The following is an 18,029-nucleotide window of genomic DNA, read 5'->3' on the forward strand; positions in this document are numbered from 1 at the left end:
CTCGATGCGAAGCGTGAGCTATGTAGCATGTTTTCCCATCGCCCAGCGACCCTGTGGGCGCTGGCACGCGATGCGTCGATGTCCTGCGCGTGTGCATCGGCAGGTGAGTGCGTCCACCGCCAGAACCTCGCCAGCCGTCGCGTCGGCGTGTGGTCGACAGCGCCCGCGGGGCGGTGTGCGGTCAGCTCAGGAACAGTTCGACCACATCGTTGGTGAAGCGGCGGCCCAGCTCGGTGGGTACCACGCGCCCGTGCTGCTCGATCAGCCAACCCTGCGCCACGGCACGCGCCACCGGCGCAGCGATGACTGCGGCAGCCAGGCCGGTCGATGCCTCGAAATCGCTCAGGCGAAAGCCTTCGTGCAGCCGCAGCAGATTGAGCATGTATTCGAATGGCAAGCGCTGCCGCGGTACGATCTCATCGCCGCCGATGGATGCGGTGGTGCCGGCACTGGCCAGATAGCTCTGTGGGTGCTTGTGCTTCCAGCGACGCAGCACGTGTTGCTCGGCACCGGAACTGATCTTGCCGTGCGCACCGGCACCGATGCCCAGGTAATCGCCGAAGCGCCAGTAGTTGAGGTTGTGCGCGCACTGCCGCCCGGGTTTGGCATACGCGCTGACTTCGTACTGCGCGTAGCCGGCGTCGGCAAGCATCGCCTGGCAATGTTCCTGGATATCCCAGGCCGCATCGTCGTCGGGAATGCCTGTGGGCGGCCGCGCGAAGAACACCGTGTTCGGCTCCAGCGTGAGCTGGTAATGCGACATGTGGGTGGGCTGTAGCGCGAAGGCGCGCTCAAGATCGTGCTCGGCCTGCAGCAGCGTCTGCTCGGGCAGCGCATACATCAGGTCGATATTGAAATTGTCGTAGCCGGCATCCTGCGCCAGCTTGATCGCACGCTCGGCATCGGCGCTGTCATGGATACGGCCCAGCCGCTGCAATGCCGCATCGTCGAAGGTCTGCACCCCGAAGCTCAGGCGGTTCACGCCGGCCGCCCGGTAATGCTCGAAGCGGCCGTGCTCGGCCGTGCCCGGATTGGTTTCCAGGGTGATTTCCAGGTTCGGCGCAAACCGCAGCCGCGCGGCGGCGGCCTGCAAAAAGCGGTCGATCGCCTCGGCCGGAAACAGGCTAGGCGTACCGCCACCGAAGAACACCGAATGCACCACTCGCCCCCACACCAGCGGCAGGTCCGCATCCAGGTCGCGGATCAATGCATCCACATAGTCCTCGAACGGCAGCACGCCCTTGGCCGCATGCGAGTTGAAATCGCAGTACGGGCATTTGCGCACGCACCAGGGCAGGTGCACGTAGAGCGAGAGCGGGGGCGGGATCAGGTCGGGCACTGCGTGAGATCGTCCGTTACAGCGCCAGCGCGTGCAGCTTGTGCTGCAGCGTGGCCAGCGCCACTGCGCGGTGGCTCAGGCGGTTCTTCAGCTCGCTGTCCATTTCCGCCGCGGTCAGGCCGTACACCGGGTCCAGAAACACCGGGTTGTAGCCAAAGCCGCCATCGCCGCGCGGTTGCGTGGTGATCACGCCTTCCCAGCTGCCTTCGGCGATCAACGGTTGCGGATCTTCCGGGTGACGCAGCAACACGATCACTGCATAAAAGCGCGCGCTGCGACGTTCGGCGGGCACCTCGCGCATGGCGTCGAGCAGCTTGGCGTTATTGGCCTGCGCATTGGTCGGGCTGCCGGCGTAGCGCGCGCTGTACAAGCCGGGCGCACCGCCAAGCGCATCGACGATCAGGCCGGAGTCGTCGGCCAGCGCCGGCAGGCCGGTGACGGCGCTGGCATGGCGTGCCTTGATCAAGGCGTTCTCGACGAAGGTCAGGCCGGTTTCCGGCACATCTTCGACACCCAGCTCTCCCTGCGCCACGATGCGCAGCGGCAGGTCGGCCAGCATGGCGCGCAGTTCTTCCAGCTTGCCGGCGTTGCCGCTGGCCAGGACCAGTTGTTTCATTGCTTGGGCTCCAGCAGATCCCACTTGGTGCCGTACAGATCGCGAAACACCACGACCGTGCCGTACGGCTCTTCGCGCGGGGTTTCCAGGAATTCCACGCCAAACGCCTGCATCGCCGCGTGGTCGCGCCAGAAGTCGTCGGTGTAGAGGAAATGATCGACACGCCCGCCGGTCTGGTCGCCGATGCGCGCCTGCTGCGCGGCATCGCCTGGCTGCGCGAGCAGCAACGCCGCCTCCTGCGCGCTGCCCGGGCCGATCACCACCCAGCGCTTGCAGTCGCCAAGTGCGCGGTCTTCCAGCACCTGAAAGCCCAGCGCGCCGGTGTACCAGGCAATGGCCGCGTCGTAATCGGCGACCAGCAGCGTGGTCAGGGCAATGCGCCGGCTCATCCGGCCAGCGCAGCGCGTTGCAAGGCAAACAGTTCGCCCATGCCCTTTTCGGCCAGGGCGAGCAGCGCATTGAGTTCGTCGCGACGGAACGCGTGGCCTTCGGCAGTGCCCTGCAGCTCGATGAAACCGCCGCCATCGTTCATCACCACATTCATGTCGGTGTCGCAGTCGCTGTCTTCGGGGTAATCCAGATCCAGTACCGGCTCGCCGCGATAGATGCCCACCGACACCGCGGCCACCGCGCCGATCAGCGGATGCTTCTTGATGTCGCCACGCTTGAGCAGCAGGTTCACCGCATCGGCCAGCGCCACGTAGGCGCCGGTGATCGCCGCGGTGCGGGTGCCGCCGTCGGCCTGCAGCACGTCGCAGTCCAGGGTGATGGTGCGCTCGCCCAGCGCATTGCGATCCACGCAGGCGCGCAATGCGCGGCCGATCAGACGCTGGATTTCCAGCGTGCGTCCGCCCTGCTTGCCGCGTGCGGCTTCGCGGTCGGAGCGGGTGTGGGTGGAGCGCGGCAACATGCCGTATTCGGCGGTGACCCAGCCTTCGCCCTTGCCGCGCAGGAAGTTCGGCACGCGGTTTTCCACGCTGGCGGTGCACAGCACGCGGGTGTCGCCGAAGCTCACCAGCACCGAGCCTTCGGCATGGCGGGTGAAGGAGCGTTCGATGCGCACCGGGCGCAGCTGATCGGCCGTGCGGCCGCTGGGACGGGAAAAGGTCATGCGATGAGTCCGGAAGTCGGGAGGTTGGTCTTGGCGCCAATGCACGGCGGGCAGCAGCCGGCCGGTGTGGGCGGCTAGGGTACCATTCGCGCTTTGACGGTACGGGATTGACGATGATCCGAAGCATGACCGCGTTTGCCGGCGGCGAACGCATCACGCCCTGGGGCACGCTGGGTTGCGAGCTGCGCTCGGTCAACCACCGCTTTCTGGAAGTGGGCGTGCGCCTGCCCGAAGAACTGCGTGCGCTGGAGCCGTTGCTGCGCGAGCGCGTGGCAGCCAAGAACAGCCGCGGCAAGCTGGACCTGAGCTTGCGCCTGCGTGCGCCGGACAACGCGCAGACGCTGGCGGTCAACGAATCGCTGCTGCACGAGCTGGGTGCGCTGGCCACGCGGCTGGACGGGCTGTTTCCCAAGTTGCAGGTGGGCTTTACCGATCTGCTGCAGCTGCCGGGCGTCCTGCAGGTGCAGGACGTGGATGCGCCTGCGCTGCAGGCACAGGCGATGGCCTTGCTCGATGAAGTGGTCGACAGTTTTGTGGCTGCGCGCGAGCGCGAAGGCGGCAAGCTGGCCGAGGCGATCAGCGAACGTGTGGACGCGATCGAACGCATCGCCGCCGAGGTGCGCATCTTGATCCCGGTGATTCGCGAGGGGCAGCGCGTCAAGCTGGCCGCGCGCCTGGCCGATCTGCCGCATCCGGTGGACCCTGGCCGCGCCGAACAGGAACTGGTGCTGTGGTTGCAGAAGCTCGATGTGGACGAGGAACTGGACCGCCTGTCCAGCCACATCGCCGAAATCCGCCGCGTGCTCAAGCAGCGCGAGCCGGTCGGCCGTCGCCTGGACTTCCTGCTGCAGGAATTCAACCGCGAAGCCAATACCCTGGGTTCCAAGTCGGTGGACAGCCGCACGTCCAATGCCGCGGTGGATCTGAAGGTGCTGATTGACCAGATCCGCGAGCAGGTGCAGAACATCGAATAGCCGGGATTTGGCATTGGGGATTCGGGATTGGCTGACGGCAACTGGCATGCGTCGGCGTGCTGCGGCCAATCCCGGTAGCATATCGACCCCGGTGGCACCGGCCCGCAACCCGTTTGCGAATCCCGACTCCCCAATCACGAATCCCTGACCTATGCGCGGCACCCTCTATATCGTTGCGGCCCCCTCGGGCGCCGGCAAGAGCAGCATCGTCAACGCCACCCTGGCGCGCGACCCGAAGATCGCCTTGTCGATCTCGTTCACCTCGCGCGCGCCACGGCCGGGCGAGCGGCATGCCGAGCACTACCATTTCGTGTCGGCCGACGAGTTCCAGGGCATGATCGAGGCGGGCGACTTCTTCGAATACGCGCTGGTGCATGGCGACTGGAAGGGCACGGCGCGGCAGTCGGTGGAGCCGCAACTGGCGGCCGGTCACGACGTGCTGCTGGAAATCGACTGGCAGGGCGCACGTCAGGTGCGCCAGAAGGTGCCCGACGCAGTCAGCGTCTTCATCCTGCCGCCGTCGCGCCAGGCGCTGGACGAGCGCATGCGCAAGCGCGGCCAGGACAGCGAGGACGTGATGGCGCAGCGCCTGGCTGCCGCGCGCGAAGAGATGCTGCATTTCGAAGAGTTCGATTACGTCATCATCAACGAGACCTTCGACACCGCGGTCTCGGAGATGTGCGCCATCTTCACCGCCAGCCGGCTGCGTCGGCAGGCGCAGCAGCAGCGGCATGCCGGCCTGATCCAGGCGCTGCTGGACTGAGTTGCTGGTGTGCAGGGACGGAGCGGCGATTGACGATGCCAGCGCAGCGACGACGCTGCAGCTGGAAAATCCGCGTTCGGCCAGCGCGTCGCCGCGGCCGACAGGCAGACGGCCGGGCCAGGCGTGCGGGGCCGTTCTGCGCACCAGGGCAGCGCTGCGGCTTGATCGACCTGGTCCAAGTGACTGATTCCAAAGCGAACCGAATGGCCGCCGGTTGCCCGCCCAGCCGCGCAGGCGTACACTCCGCCCCCTTTCCCTCATTCGATGCGCGGCCGTTGCTGGTCGCCGGGAGCCCGCATGGCCCGCATTACCGTAGAAGATTGCCTGGAAGTCGTGAACAACCGTTTCGAGCTGGTCATGATGGCCTCCAAGCGCGCCCGTCAGCTCGCCAACGGCGTGCAGCCGTTGATCGAAAACGCAGACGCCAGCGACAAGCCCACCGTGATGGCGCTGCGCGAGATCGCCGCCCGCCGGATCGACAACGCGCTGATCGATGAAGTCGAGAAGGCCGAACGTGAGCGTGCCGAGCGCGAAGCGCTGGAATGGGCCGCTGCCGAAGTCGTCGCCGACGAAGACATGTCCAAGAACGACGACTGATCGTCACCGGCCGCCACGGTGGCCGACGATCTCCGGACAGCCCGCCTTGTGCGGGCTGTCTGCGTTTTGAGGGATGGCGCGAGCGACGGGATGACTGCGACAGGGTGAGACGCCTCCGGAGCTCGCGCTGCGCTGCGGCGTGCATGCCGCGCGCCGCGTGTTGCGTCCGACCGCTGCCTGCGACGGTGCCCTGGCCGCTCTTATCGACGTCGATGCAGCGCAGCTAACCGATCCGCGCGCTGGTCGTCAGACCGACGCCAACCACGCCCGTGCTTGTCGCTCGCGCGCCGCAGGCGTCGGCAGTCATCGTGGGCCGACGTCTTGCATCGTGTGGCGCAGCTGCCGGTCCAGCGCCTGCATGGCCTGGTACCCGCGCCGCTTTGCGGCATGCAAGCGTGCGATGTCTTCCGGCGTCGCTGCGGTGCTCGCGCCCAGGCCGCTCATCGCCGACATCGCTGCCGGCAGATCGGCAAAACCGCCGCTGGCCACGGCGGCCAGCATCGCGCTGCCCAGCAGCACCGGTTCGGCGGTGGCCGCGACCTGCATAGGTACGCCGCAGGCATCGGCCATCAACTGGCGGACCAGGCGGCTGTGGCTGGCGCCGCCGCTCATGATCACGCTGTCGAACGTCACTGCCTGCGCGCGCAGCGCATCGATGATGTCGGCCAGCCCGTAACCCAGGCCGCAGATGCCGGCCACGTACAGCGCTTCCAGACCTTGCAGGTCGTGGTCGATGGTCAGCCCGGCGACCATCGCGCGGGCGTTGGGGTCGGCATCGGGCGAGCGGTTGCCCAGATACTCCGGCAGCACGTGCAGCCCGCGCGCCAGCACGGCCGCCTGGGAGGCACTGCCAACGCGTGCCAGCACGCGCTCTTCCAGCCACTGCAACACATCGCGGCCTGCAGCGGTCGCCTGTGCGTTGGCGTCGGCATAGCCCGGATGCGAGCGCACTAAGGTGTCGATTGCGATGCCGGCGGCGGATTGGCCACCTTCATTGAGCCACAGCCCCGGGACCAGCGCGGAACCGTAAGGCCCCCACACGCCCGGCGTGAAGCATGGCGTCTGGGTGCTGGCCAACACGCAGGCCGAAGTGCCGAAGATATAGGCCAGGCGCGCGGTGAGCGGCATCGGCTGGCCATCTGCGGCCGGGCTCGCGAGCGTGCCGATGGCGCCGGCGTGGGCATCGATCAACGCCGCGCCCACTGCGGTGCCCGCGCGCAGGCCCAGCTCGTCGGCAGCGCGCGCTGTCAGCCCCCGGCCCAGTGCCGTGCCCGGCGGCACCACGGTGCTGCCGATTCGCGCGGCCGCATCGTCCAGCAGGTCGGCCAGGCCGATGCGTTCGAAGTAACGCCGGCTCCAGCCTCCTTCGTGCTGCACGTAGGTCCACTTGCAGGTCACCGTGCACAGCGAACGCGCGGTGCTGCCGGTGGCGCGCCAGCTCAGCCAGTCGGCCAGGTCGAAGAAGTGCGCCGCGCGCGCGTAGCTGTCCGGCAGGTGCTGTTTGAGCCACAGCAGCTTGGGAGTCTGCATTTCCGGCGAAATCTGCCCGCCGACGTAGCGCAGCACCGGCTCGTCGGTGGCATTGATGGACGCGGCCTGGGCGATGGCGCGGTGGTCCATCCACACGATCACATCGCGCTCGGCCTGGCCGCTGGGACTGATGCACACCGGCCCGCCGTCGGCGGCCACCGCCACCAGCGAGCAGGTGGCATCGAAGCCGATGCCGGCCACCCGCGCGGCGTCCACGCCTGCTTGCGCCAGCGCGGCGCGGATCGCCTGCACGCAGGCCTGCCAGATGTCTGCCGAGGATTGCTCGACCATCTCGCCGGGCAGGTACCAGGTCTGGATGGCGTGGCGCGCGGTGCCGAGCAACTGTCCGTGCGCGTCGAATAGCCCGGCGCGGGCGCTGCCGGTGCCCACGTCCACGCCGATGTAGATCGCCTCGTTGGTCGCTTGCATGATTTACCAGCAGGTATAGCCGCCGTCGGCCAGCACGATACTGCCGGTCATCAGGCTGGCGGCAGGGGAGGCCAGGAACAGCGCCACCGAGGCGATTTCTTCCACTTCGCCCAGCCGCCCCATCGGCGTGCCGCCGATCCAGGCGTCGTACATCGCCGGATCTTCCTTGACGAAGGCATTGAGTGGCGTGGCGATGTAGGTCGGCGCGACTGCATTGACGCGCACACCGCGCGCGCCCCACTCGGCGGCCAGCGATTTGGTCAGGTGATGCACCGCCGCCTTGGACGCGTTGTAGTAGGCCTGCGCCTGCGGTTTGTTGACGATGAAGCCGGACATCGAGCCGACATTGACGATCACGCCATCGCCGCTGTCCAGCATGTGCTTGCCGAACGCGCGGCAGCACCAGAACGTGCCGTTGAGATTGACGTCGATGACGTTGAGCCAGTGCTCGTCGGTGACCGTTTCGGCCGGGGTCTGGCTACGGGCGATGCCGGCGTTGTTGACCAGGATGTCGACCTTGCCGAACTGGGCGTTCAACGCATCGGCCACGCTGGTGACGCGTGCCGAATCGGTGACGTCCATCTGCACGACCTGCGCATCCAGTCCCTTGCTGCGCAGCGTGGCCAGGCCTTGCTCGGCCACATCGCCATCGTGATCTGCGATGACCACCTTGGCACCGGCTTCGGCCAGCGCCTGGCAGATCGCCAGGCCGATCGCGCGGCCGCCGCCGGTGACGACCGCCACGCGGCCATCGAGTTTGAACTTGTCCAGATACATCGGCATATCTCCTGCTGGTCTTGATCGTGGGGGAGTGGCGAAAACAGGGGGAGGAAGAACGAGGAAGTGGCGCGCTCAGCGCATGGCCTGTTGCTGCGCGTCGAAGCGGTGCAGATGCTCCGGGTCCGGGATCAGGGTCACCGTCTCGCCGACGTGCACACGCAGATCGCCGGTGCAGCGCGCATCGACCGTGCCCACGCCGGGGATCTCCACGTACACGAAGGTGTCGCTGCCCAGGTGCTCGGCCTGGATCACGCTGCCCTGCCAGGCATCGCCGGTGCCGGGTGCGGAGCTGCCGCGCCGCACGTCGATATGTTCCGGGCGTACCCCCAGCGTGACTGCGCCGTGGCGCGCGGCCACCTCGCCCTGCAGCAGATTCATGCGCGGCGAGCCGATGAAACCGGCCACGAACACGTTGGCAGGGCGCTCGTACAACTCCAGCGGCGTGCCCACCTGCTCAATGCGTCCGGCCTGCAGCACCACGATCTGGTCGGCCATGGTCATCGCTTCGACCTGGTCGTGGGTGACATACACCGCGGTGGTCTTGAGTTGCTTCTGCAGGCGGGTGACTTCCAGCCGCATCTGCACGCGCAGGGCGGCATCCAGATTGGACAGCGGCTCGTCGAACAAAAACCCCTTGGGCTCGCGCACGATGGCCCGGCCGATCGCCACGCGCTGGCGCTGGCCACCGGACAACTGCCCGGGCTTGCGGTCGAGATAATCGCTGAGATTGAGCACGCTGGCGGCCTGCGCCACACGCCGCTCGATCTCGGCGCTGGGCACGCGCGCCATCTTCAGGCCGAAGGCGATGTTCTTGCGCACGCTCATGTGCGGATACAGCGCATACGACTGGAACACCATCGACAAGCCACGCTTGGCCGGCGCCAGTGCGGTGACGTCCTGGCCGTCGATCAGGATGCGCCCGCCGCTGACGTCTTCCAGCCCGGCGATCAAGCGCAATAACGTGGTCTTGCCGCAACCGGACGGACCGACGAAGACCACGAACTTGCCATCGTCGATCTCCAGATCCGCGCCGTGGATGACCTGTGTGTCGTCGAAGGATTTGCTGACACCTTGCAGCGTGATGCGTCCCATGAACCACCTATCAAAGTTGAGTGAGCTACTTCACCGCGCCGAAGGTGAGCCCGCGCACGAGCTGCTTCTGGCAGAACCAGCCCAGCACCAGGATCGGCGCGATGGCCATGGTCGAGGCGGCCGACAACTTGGCCCAGAACAGGCCTTCCGGGCTGGAGTACGAGGCGATGAACGCGGTCAACGGCGAGGCCTGCGACGAGGACAGGTTCAGCGACCAGAACGCCTCGTTCCAGGCCAGGATCACGTTGAGCAGCAGCGAAGACGCGATGCCGGGAACGGCCATCGGCGCCAGGATGTAGAGGATCTCCTTGCCGATGGTGGCGCCATCCATGCGCGCCGCTTCCAGGATGTCCCTGGGGATGTCCTTGAAGTAGTTGAACAGCATCCAGACCATGATCGGCAGGTTGCTCAGGCACAGCACGATGATCAGGCCCAGCTGCGTATCCAACAGCCCGGAATCGCGGTAGAGCAGATAGATCGGCACCAGGACGCCCACCGGCGGCAGCATCTTGGTGGACAACATCCACAACAGGATGCCGCGCGTGCGCCTGGTGGGCGAGAACGCCATCGACCACGCGGCAGGGATGGCGATGGCCAGCGCGATCAGGGTCGAGCCCAGCGACACCGCCACCGAATTCCAGGCATGCGCGAAGTAGTCGCTGCGTCCCTGCACGGCGACATAGTTTTCCAGCGTCCAATGGAAGAACACGAAGCTGGGCGGGCTGGAGAACGCATCGACCTCGGTCTTGAAGCTGGTCAGCAGCATCCACAGGATGGGGAAGAAGATCACGCCGCCGACCGCCCATGCGGCGACCGTGGTGAGGAGGATCTGCAGCGTGGGAGTGCGACGGGCCATCTCAGGTCTCCAGGTTCTTGCCGACGATGCGCACCAGGAAGATGGCCGCGATATTGGCCAGCACCACGGCGATCAATCCGCCTGCCGACGCGGCGCCGACGTCGTATTGCAGCAGCGCCTGCGAATAGATCAGGTAGGCCAGATTGGTGGTCTGCAGGCCGGGCCCGCCGCCGGTGGTGACGTAGATCTCCACGAACACGGTGAGCAGGAAGATGGTTTCGATCAGCACCACGATGGTCAGCGGGCGCGCCAGATGCGGCAGGGTCAGATGGAAGAAGCGGTCCAACGCGCCGGCGCCGTCCATCAGCGCCGCTTCCTGCTGTTCTTCATCCAGTGACTGCAACGCGGTCAGCAGGATCAGCACCGCAAACGGCAACCATTGCCAGGCCACGATGACGATGATGGAGAACATCGGGTACTGGGTGAACCAGTCGATCGGGGTCAGCCCGACACGCTGCCAAAGCCACGCCAGCAGCCCGGACACCGGATGCATCAGCAGGTTCTTCCAGATCAGCGCGCTCACCGTCGGCATCACGAAGAACGGCGCGATCAGCATCAGGCGCACGATGCGGCGGCCCACGAACACCTGGTCCAGCAGCAGCGCGATCAGCACCCCGAACACCGCCGTGATCGCCAGCACCGACCCGACCAGCAACAAGGTATTGCCCAGCGATGACAGGAAGGCCGGGTTGCCCAGGAAGTAGCGGTAGTTGCCCAGCCCGACGAAGGTCTTTTCCGGCGTGAGCAGGTTGTAGTTCAACGTGGAAAACCACACCGTCATCGCCAGCGGCACGATCATCCAGGCCAGCAACAGCACGATCGACGGCGCGATCAGGAACCGTGCGAGTTTTTGCGTTTGATGCGTGGCCATCGGCAAGGTCCAAAGGTGGAGGCAGGCAGCGCGCCTGCGATGCATGGCAGCAGGCCGATGCGTCGACGCAGGGGCTGGCGTCGAACGCGCGGCCGGGTCGGGCGTCAGAAGTTCAGGCTGACCTGCAGACCGAAGATGGTGGCGTTATCGCCGTCCAGTCCGCCCGGATGACGGATGTACTGCACGCTGGGCATCACTTCGATCCCGCGGCTGACGGCAATGTTGTAATTGAGCTCGATGGGGTATTCGTAGCGCTGCACGCCGATGGCCGCCGCGCCCGCGGGCAGGCGCTGGTTGTAGCGGGTCTGCGCCGCACGCAGGCGATCGCTGAGTGCATTGCGGCCGATGGCCATGCCGACGCGGTCGTTGGGGCGCGCCGCGGACAGTCCTTTCCAGAACCCGCCGATGGCCAGCACCTGGCCCACCGTGCTGACCTCGTCGTCGGCGTCGATGATGCTGGCGAACAGCCGCAAGCCGCCTCCGGCGCCATTGCTGGTGACCTGTTGTTCGAAATTGGCGTAGAACGCGCGGTCGGTGTCCTGCAGTGCGGCCGGATCGGTGCCCAGGCTGGTCGGCACGCCCGAGCGGGTGTAGACGCGCGGTTGATCGTTGCTGTTGCGGGTCGCGCCGATGCGGTAGTCGCCATCGATCCCGTTGCCGTAGTCGGGCTTGTACTCCACTTCGGCCACCAGCAGGGTGCCGTGGTCGTCGCCGGAGGTGCCGAGCTTGAGGCCTTGGTCGGTGGATCGGTTCTGCGGGTTGGCATCGTAGCCGCCCACCCGGAAAAACCAGCGTTTGTCCGGGCTGAAGGTGACCACGCCGCCCCAGGCACTGAGCGGGTCGCCATACCAGTTGTTGCTGATGTAGTTGGACGAGCCACCGCTGCAGAAGGTCAGGTGCTGGTAGTTGCAGTTCAGCGCGAAGAAGTCGGCGCTGGGATACAGGCGGCCGCCCTTCAGCGTCAGCTTGTCCTCGAACAGGCGCTGGGTCAGCGAGAACTGGGTCAGGCGTGTGACATCGCCGCGTCCGAAGATCTGCTGCGACTGCAGGAGCGTGGGGATGCCTGCGGTGTTGTTGATCAACTCGCCGTTGCGATTGGTGATCTCCAGTTTGAAATCGGCGCCGGACCAGCCCCACAGCCGTTCCAGATCGAAGTAGCCACCCAAAAAGAATTGATCGGCATAGGCGGTGCGCTCGCGCAGCCCGCCGGAGGTGTTGTACGCGGTCTGGCTGAAGTGCGCCAGTTTGAACTGGATGCCGTCATCGGCCAGCCGGCTGCGCAGGCCGCCCCAGTCGCCGCCGATATGCTTGTCCGGATCGAATGCCTGGGCGCTGGCCTGGGTGCAGGCCATACCGGCGAGCAGCATCGTCAGCGCAGGTGTGGTGTGCCTGATCTTCATCGATTGCCTCGTGGGAAGGTGCGGCGCCGTGACGCCGGAGCATGTCTGTGGCCAGGAGCGGGCCGGGCGGGGAGCCCGATCCATCGCAGCGGCTCAGCGCTTGGGGTAGCCGGCCCGCTGCATTTCGCGCTCGGTGGCGGCCTGCGCGTTCTTCAACGCGTCATCCACGCTGATCGAGCCGGTGAGCGCGGCGGAAAACTGCTGGCCCACGGTGGTGCCGATCGCCTGGAATTCGGGGATGGCCGCGTACTGCACGCCGACATAGGGCACCGGCTTGACCGTGGGGTGATGCGTGTCGGCGCCCTGGATGGCAGCCAGGGTCTGCTTGGCGAAGGGGGCCGCCTTGAGGTACTCGGCAGTGGTGTACAGCGACTGGCGCGTGCCCGGCGGAACATTGCCCCAGCCTTCCTTGCCGGCCACCAGCTCGGTGTAGTGCTTGCTGGTGGCCCAGGCGATGAATGCCTGCGCCTTGTCGGCTTTTTTCGAACTGGCCGGGATGGCCAGATTCCAGGCCCACAGCCAGCCGGTGGTCTTGCCCTTGCCCGCATCCGGCGCCGCGGCAAAACCGACCTTGTCCGAGACCTTGGATTCGCCGGGATTGCTGATGAACGATGCGGCCACCGTGGCATCGACCCACATCGCGCACTTGCCTGCGGTGAACAGCGCAAGGTTCTCGTTGAAGCCGTTGGATGCGGCACCCGGCGGGCCGGCCTGCTTCATGACATCCACATAGGTCTGCAGTGCGGCCTTCCATTCCGGCTGGTCGAACTGCGGTTTCCAGTGTTCGTCGAACCAGCGCGCACCGAAGGCATTGCCCATCGCGCTGATCAAGGCCATGTTCTCGCCCCAGCCGGCCTTGCCGCGCAGGCAGATGCCGTAGATGCCGGCCTGCTTGTCGGTCATCTTGCGGGCGGCGTCGGCCACGAAGCTCCACGAGGGCTGCGCCGGCATGCTCAGGCCGGCTTTTTGCAGCAGGTCGGTGCGGTACATCAGCATCGAGCCTTCGGCGTAGAACGGCGCGGCATACAACTGCCCCTCGTGACTGACCGCGTCGCGGATCTGCGGGATCAGATCGTCCACCTGATAGTCCGCATCGAACGTCAGCGGCTTGAGCCAGCCGCGCTCGGCCCAGATCGGCACCTCGTAGGTGCCAATGGTCAGCACATCGAACTGGCCGCCCTTGGTGGCGATGTCGGTGGTGACGCGCTGGCGCAGCACGTTCTCTTCCAGCGTGACCCACTCGAGCTTGATCTGCGGATGGCTGGCGGTGAAATCCGAGGTGAGCTTCTGCATGCGGATCATGTCGCCGTTGTTGACCGTGGCGATCACCAGGGTGTCCGGCTTGGACGCGGCGCCGCCGTCGTGCGTGCCGCCGCCGCATGCCGCCAGTGTGGCGCTCAGTGCCGCGCAGATCAGGGTCTTGATCGAAGTGTTCATACCGATGCCTCAGCTTGAGGTTGGTTGAGCAAATGCCCGTGTGGTGCGCATATGCCCACGACCTCGTCGTGCTGTAAAGCACTTTCGATCGTGCAGCGCAGCATCGCCGCGCACGCCAACGCGCCCGCGCATGCCGGGAATTTCAGCAATGAACTGCCATCAGCCCGCTGCGATTGCGCCGCTCAGCTGGCGAGCAAGGCCTTGGCGGTGTGCTCGTCGGTGATCAGGCCGTTGAGGATGCGGCCCTTCAGCGCGGCCTTGATCGGGCCCACCTTGGCGTTGCCCACGGCCACGCCGATCGACAGGCTGGTCGCCGGCACCGGATGCGGCACGCTGGTCAAACGCAGGTTGGTGCCTGCATCGATGATGTCGCCGGCTGCGGTGAGCGCCCAGCCGATCACTTCGCCCACTGCGCCCAGCCGGATCAGGTCCAGCAGTTCGGTGCGGCTGATGAAGCCATCCACATGCAGGGGCGCGGTCTGATCGAGCTGGCCGACACCGACCAGGCGCAGATCGGCCTTTGCGGCGATCGCACGGACCCTGCGTACCGCCTCGATTCCCAACAGCGTTTCGCGCTCTTCCTGCGACGAAAGAAACACAGGCAGCGGCATCGGGTAGTGCTGCGCGCCGGTCAGGTCGGCCAGGCGGGCCACTGCATCGAACGGGCTGGCCGAGCCGTCCGGGGAAATGTTGCCGACCAGCGAAACCAGCTGATGATTGCGCGTCTGCATCGCGGGGATGCGCTCCACGGCCGCGCGCATGGCACGGCCGGTGCCGATGCCGATGATGCTCGGGGTGTCGCTGCGCAGGGTGGATTCCAGCAGCGCCGCGGCACGTTCGGCGACACCGGTGACCAGGTGCGGGTCGGCCGGGTCGGTGGGTGCGACCTCGCAATAGCGCATGCCGAAACGGTCCTGCAGCTGCGCGGCCAGATCCATGCAGGCGGCGATCGGATGTTCCAGCCGGAAGGTGATCAACCGCTGGCTCAGGCACAACGACACCAGGCGCTGCGCTGTTGCGCGGGAGACCTTGAGCTTGCGCGCGATCTCGTCCTGGGTGTTGCCGGCGATGTAGTACAGCCAGCCTGCCCTGGCTGCGGCATCGAGTCGGCTGGTGTCGTTGTCGGGGTTGGCCATCGTCACATCTGTCTGCGTGGAAGTCTCAGCCTAACGTAGTGCCCAGGCGCTGGGTGCCGATGGCGCCCAGTGCTGCTGCTGCGGCCGGCATGTCTGCGAACAGCTGCGATGCGCCTGCGGCAGCGAGCGACGCGGCGGCGGCCGCGCTTGCGCGGTGATGGCCGCCGCCGGTGAAGCCCCAGACCTGCATCCCGGCCGCGCAGGCGGCCTGCACGCCGCTGGGGCTGTCTTCGATCACCAGGCAGGACGCGGGCTCGACGTGCATGCGTGCGGCGGCAAGCAGGAACAGATCCGGCGCAGGCTTGCCGCGGGCGACCTGTTCGGCGGTGTAGATGTGTGCGCCAAAATGACCGGCCAGGCCGGTGACCTGCAAGCACAGGCGCACCCGTTCCAGATAGCTGGACGAGGCAACGCAGCGCGGTATCCGCAGTGCGTCCAGCAGCGCGGCCACGCCCGCCATCGGCTGCAGTTCGGTGGCAAAGCGCGCCAGCAACGCGGCATTGAGGTCGCGCTCGAAGGTGTCGGGCAGCGTGCGCTCCAGCGTCTGCACATGCGCGCGCACGCTGCCCAGGCTGCGCCCGAGGAAGTGCTGCTGGACACCGTCGCTGTCGATGTCCACGCCGTGTTGCTGCAGTGCCTGGGCCAGGACCGCGCACGCCAACGGCTCGCTGTCGACCAGCACGCCGTCGCAGTCGAAGATCAGCAGGTCGGGGGGAGCGAGCATGGGCGGGGTCCCTGGAATGGCGCGGACTCGAGTGTAGCAGCCGGGCAAATGCCGCTTGGCTGGGCAAAGTTGCAGGCTGCGCGTCCAGGGTCGCTGCGGCTGGCGCGGCGCGGCGGCGCAGCGGCCGATCCCAGCCCGCCAGCCTGTCCGCAGTGCATGCCGCGTTGCCGCAAACCGGCCACTGGCATAGTCTTCGCGCATGAACCCAGGCCCCACTGCCCAGGCGACCGTGGCGACGTCCCCGTCTTCCGACCCGGCCATCCCCGACTACGTCCTGCACCTCGAGCGCGCTGCCAGCTACCTTCCCAAGGAGCAGCTGCCGATCCTGCGCCGTGCCTGGGAAGTGGGTGCCACTGCGCATGCCGGCCAGACCCGCAAGTCGGGCGAGCCCTACATCACCCATCCGGTGGCCGTGGCCGGCGTGCTCGCCGAGCTGGGCCTGGACATGGAATCGCTGATCGCGGCGATCCTGCACGACACCATCGAAGACACGCCGCTGACGCGCGAAGAGCTGGCGTCCGAATTCGGCGAAGCGGTGGCCGAGCTGGTCGATGGCGTCACCAAGCTGGACAAGCTCAAGTTCCGCGACCGCCAGGAAGCGGCGGCCGAAAGCTTCCGCAAGATGTTGCTGGCGATGTCGCGCGACCTGCGCGTGATCATGATCAAGCTGGCCGACCGCCTGCACAACATGCGCACGCTCGGCGCGCAGAGCACCGAGGCGCGGGGCCGCATCGCGCGCGAAACCCTGGAGATCTACGCACCCATCGCCCAGCGCCTGGGCATGAGCCTGATCAAATCCGAGCTGCAGAACCTGGGCTTCCGCGCGCTGTATCCGTGGCGCCACGCCATCATCGAAAAACATATCCGCAGCCAGCCGGTGGTGCGGCGCGAATCGATGGCGCAGGTGGAAGTGCAGCTGTCGCAGCGACTGGCCAAGGAAGGGCTGGAACATCGTCTGGTCAGCCGCATCAAGACCCCCTGGAGCATCTATTCCAAGATGCACGAAGAGAACAAATCCTTCGACCAGGTGATGGACGTGTTCGGCTTCCGGCTGGTGGTGCGCACGGTGGCCGATTGCTATCACGCGCTGGGCGCGGTGCATGCCACCTTCAAGCCGCTGGACGGGCGCTTCCGCGATTTCATCGCCATTCCCAAGGCCAACGGCTATCAGTCGCTGCACACCGTGCTGTTCGGCCCCTACGGCTCGCCGATCGAAGTGCAGATCCGTACCGAGGAGATGGACCTGATCGCCGAACGCGGCGTGGCCGCGCATTGGACCTACAAGGTGGGCTCGGCCTCGCCCAACAGTGCGCAGAGCCGCGCGCACGACTGGATCGTGGAGCTGATCGACTCGCAGCGCGCCGCCGGCTCGTCGCTGGAGTTCCTGGACAACGTCAAGGTGGATCTGTTCCCGGACGAGGTCTATCTGTTCACGCCCAAGGGCAAGATCCTGGCGCTGCCGCGCAATTCCACCGCGCTGGATTTCGCCTACGCGGTGCACACCGATGTGGGCAACCGCGCGGTGGCCTCGCGGGTGGACAAGAAACTGGTGCCCTTGCGCACCAAGCTGGTCAGCGGGCAGGCGGTGGAGATCATCACCGCGCGCTCGGCCACGCCCAAGCCGCAGTGGCTGGAATTTGTGGTCAGCAGCAAGGCGCGCACCGCGATCCGCCACCAGCTCAAGCAGCTCGAACACGAAGATGCCGTGCAACTTGGTCATCGCATGCTCGACCGCGCGCTGGAGGCGATGGACAGCTCGCTGGAGCGCCTGCCCAAGGGCCGGCTGGATGCCTTCCTCAACGAGCACCGTTATCCGCGGCTGGAAGCGCTGCTGGCCGATGTGGCGCTGGGCAACTGGATGCCCACCCAGGCTGCGCAGGCCTTGATGGCATATGCGGAACTGCGCGGTGGCGGGCATTCCAAGCACTCGCACGAGAAGATCCTGATCGACGGCAGCGAGCGCGGCGTGATCAGTTTCGCCAACTGTTGTCAGCCGATTCCCGGCGATGAAATCATGGGTTACCACACCGCCGGCAAGGGCATCGTGGTGCACCGTCTGGATTGCCCCAACCTGGCCGAGCTGCGCAAATCGCCCGAACGCTGGGTGCCGATCGATTGGGACTCCAATGTCACCGGCGACTACGACACCGCGCTGGTGGTGGAAGTGGAAAACCGCACCGGCGTGCTGGCGCAGTTGGCTGCGGCGATCGCGCAAAGCAAATCCAATATCGAACGCGTGGATTACCTGGACCGCGACTTCAATGCGGCCGTGTTGCGCTTCAACATCCAGGTGCGCGACCGCCGCCACCTGGCCGAAGTGATGCGCCGGTTGCGGCGCCTGCATGTGGTGCAGAGCGTGGGGCGGCAGTAGAAG

The 18,029-nt window shown here is 66.5% G+C and carries 17 protein-coding genes; 4 read left to right on the top strand and 13 right to left on the bottom strand.

The window, feature by feature from the left end:
* Nucleotides 1-181: 181 nt before the first annotated feature.
* The 4 genes from hemW to rph are packed head-to-tail and all read right to left on the bottom strand — an operon-like array spanning nt 182 to nt 3,066.
* Nucleotides 182-1,339, bottom strand: a complete 1,158-nt coding sequence (gene hemW / locus Y887_RS02530) for a radical SAM family heme chaperone HemW (protein ID WP_046962853.1) — start codon at nt 1,337-1,339, stop codon at nt 182-184.
* A gap of 16 nt (nt 1,340-1,355) precedes the next feature.
* Entirely contained in the window at nt 1,356-1,955 is a 600-nt protein-coding gene (rdgB, locus tag Y887_RS02535) for an RdgB/HAM1 family non-canonical purine NTP pyrophosphatase (protein WP_046962854.1), read from the bottom strand.
* On the bottom strand, nt 1,952-2,344 hold the full coding sequence (locus tag Y887_RS02540; RefSeq protein ID WP_046962855.1) for a VOC family protein: 393 nt from the start codon (nt 2,342-2,344) through the stop codon (nt 1,952-1,954). Before Y887_RS02540 ends, rdgB begins: the two co-directional genes overlap by 4 nt.
* Nucleotides 2,341-3,066: a ribonuclease PH gene (rph, locus tag Y887_RS02545; RefSeq protein WP_046962856.1), complete on the bottom strand. Its 726-nt coding sequence runs from the start codon at nt 3,064-3,066 to the stop codon at nt 2,341-2,343. Before rph ends, Y887_RS02540 begins: the two co-directional genes overlap by 4 nt.
* Nucleotides 3,067-3,179: 113 nt before the next feature.
* Between rph and Y887_RS02550 the strand changes: the two genes are divergently transcribed.
* From Y887_RS02550 to rpoZ, 3 genes are all read left to right on the top strand, one after another.
* Nucleotides 3,180-4,040, top strand: coding sequence for a YicC/YloC family endoribonuclease (locus Y887_RS02550; protein WP_046962857.1), 861 nt, complete (start codon nt 3,180-3,182; stop codon nt 4,038-4,040).
* A 151-nt stretch (nt 4,041-4,191) separates the two neighbouring features.
* On the top strand, nt 4,192-4,803 hold the full coding sequence (gene gmk, locus Y887_RS02555; protein ID WP_005996765.1) for a guanylate kinase: 612 nt from the start codon (nt 4,192-4,194) through the stop codon (nt 4,801-4,803).
* A 297-nt stretch (nt 4,804-5,100) separates the two neighbouring features.
* Nucleotides 5,101-5,400, top strand: coding sequence for a DNA-directed RNA polymerase subunit omega (gene rpoZ, locus Y887_RS02560; protein WP_002812428.1), 300 nt, complete (start codon nt 5,101-5,103; stop codon nt 5,398-5,400).
* Between the two features lie 303 nt (nt 5,401-5,703).
* Here rpoZ and Y887_RS02565 read toward each other — a convergent pair whose 3' ends face one another.
* The 9 genes from Y887_RS02565 to Y887_RS02605 form a co-directional block, all read right to left on the bottom strand.
* Complete coding sequence (locus Y887_RS02565; protein WP_046962858.1) at nt 5,704-7,359, bottom strand: FGGY-family carbohydrate kinase; 1,656 nt, start codon at nt 7,357-7,359, stop codon at nt 5,704-5,706.
* 3 nt (nt 7,360-7,362) lie between these two features.
* The gene (locus tag Y887_RS02570; protein WP_046962905.1) at nt 7,363-8,136 is read right to left on the bottom strand and encodes an SDR family NAD(P)-dependent oxidoreductase; all 774 of its coding nucleotides are present in this window, start codon (nt 8,134-8,136) and stop codon (nt 7,363-7,365) included.
* Between the two features lie 75 nt (nt 8,137-8,211).
* The gene (locus Y887_RS02575; RefSeq protein ID WP_046962859.1) at nt 8,212-9,231 is read right to left on the bottom strand and encodes an ABC transporter ATP-binding protein; all 1,020 of its coding nucleotides are present in this window, start codon (nt 9,229-9,231) and stop codon (nt 8,212-8,214) included.
* Between the two features lie 25 nt (nt 9,232-9,256).
* On the bottom strand, nt 9,257-10,087 hold the full coding sequence (locus Y887_RS02580) for a carbohydrate ABC transporter permease (protein ID WP_046962860.1): 831 nt from the start codon (nt 10,085-10,087) through the stop codon (nt 9,257-9,259).
* Nucleotide 10,088: 1 nt separating this feature from the next.
* Nucleotides 10,089-10,958, bottom strand: a complete 870-nt coding sequence (locus Y887_RS02585; protein WP_046962906.1) for a carbohydrate ABC transporter permease — start codon at nt 10,956-10,958, stop codon at nt 10,089-10,091.
* A 104-nt stretch (nt 10,959-11,062) separates the two neighbouring features.
* Nucleotides 11,063-12,358 (bottom strand): carbohydrate porin, encoded by a 1,296-nt coding sequence (locus Y887_RS02590; protein WP_084725906.1) that lies wholly within the window; start codon nt 12,356-12,358, stop codon nt 11,063-11,065.
* 93 nt (nt 12,359-12,451) lie between these two features.
* Nucleotides 12,452-13,795, bottom strand: coding sequence for an ABC transporter substrate-binding protein (locus Y887_RS02595; protein ID WP_084725907.1), 1,344 nt, complete (start codon nt 13,793-13,795; stop codon nt 12,452-12,454).
* Between the two features lie 182 nt (nt 13,796-13,977).
* Nucleotides 13,978-14,931, bottom strand: coding sequence for a sugar-binding transcriptional regulator (locus Y887_RS02600; RefSeq protein WP_005996784.1), 954 nt, complete (start codon nt 14,929-14,931; stop codon nt 13,978-13,980).
* Between the two features lie 25 nt (nt 14,932-14,956).
* Entirely contained in the window at nt 14,957-15,655 is a 699-nt protein-coding gene (locus Y887_RS02605; protein ID WP_046962861.1) for an HAD family hydrolase, read from the bottom strand.
* A gap of 199 nt (nt 15,656-15,854) precedes the next feature.
* Between Y887_RS02605 and Y887_RS02610 the strand changes: the two genes are divergently transcribed.
* Entirely contained in the window at nt 15,855-18,026 is a 2,172-nt protein-coding gene (locus tag Y887_RS02610) for a RelA/SpoT family protein (protein ID WP_046962862.1), read from the top strand.
* Nucleotides 18,027-18,029 lie beyond the last annotated feature (3 nt).

The organism is Xanthomonas pisi DSM 18956 (assembly GCF_001010415.1).
In the GTDB taxonomy this organism is placed as follows: domain Bacteria; phylum Pseudomonadota; class Gammaproteobacteria; order Xanthomonadales; family Xanthomonadaceae; genus Xanthomonas; species Xanthomonas pisi.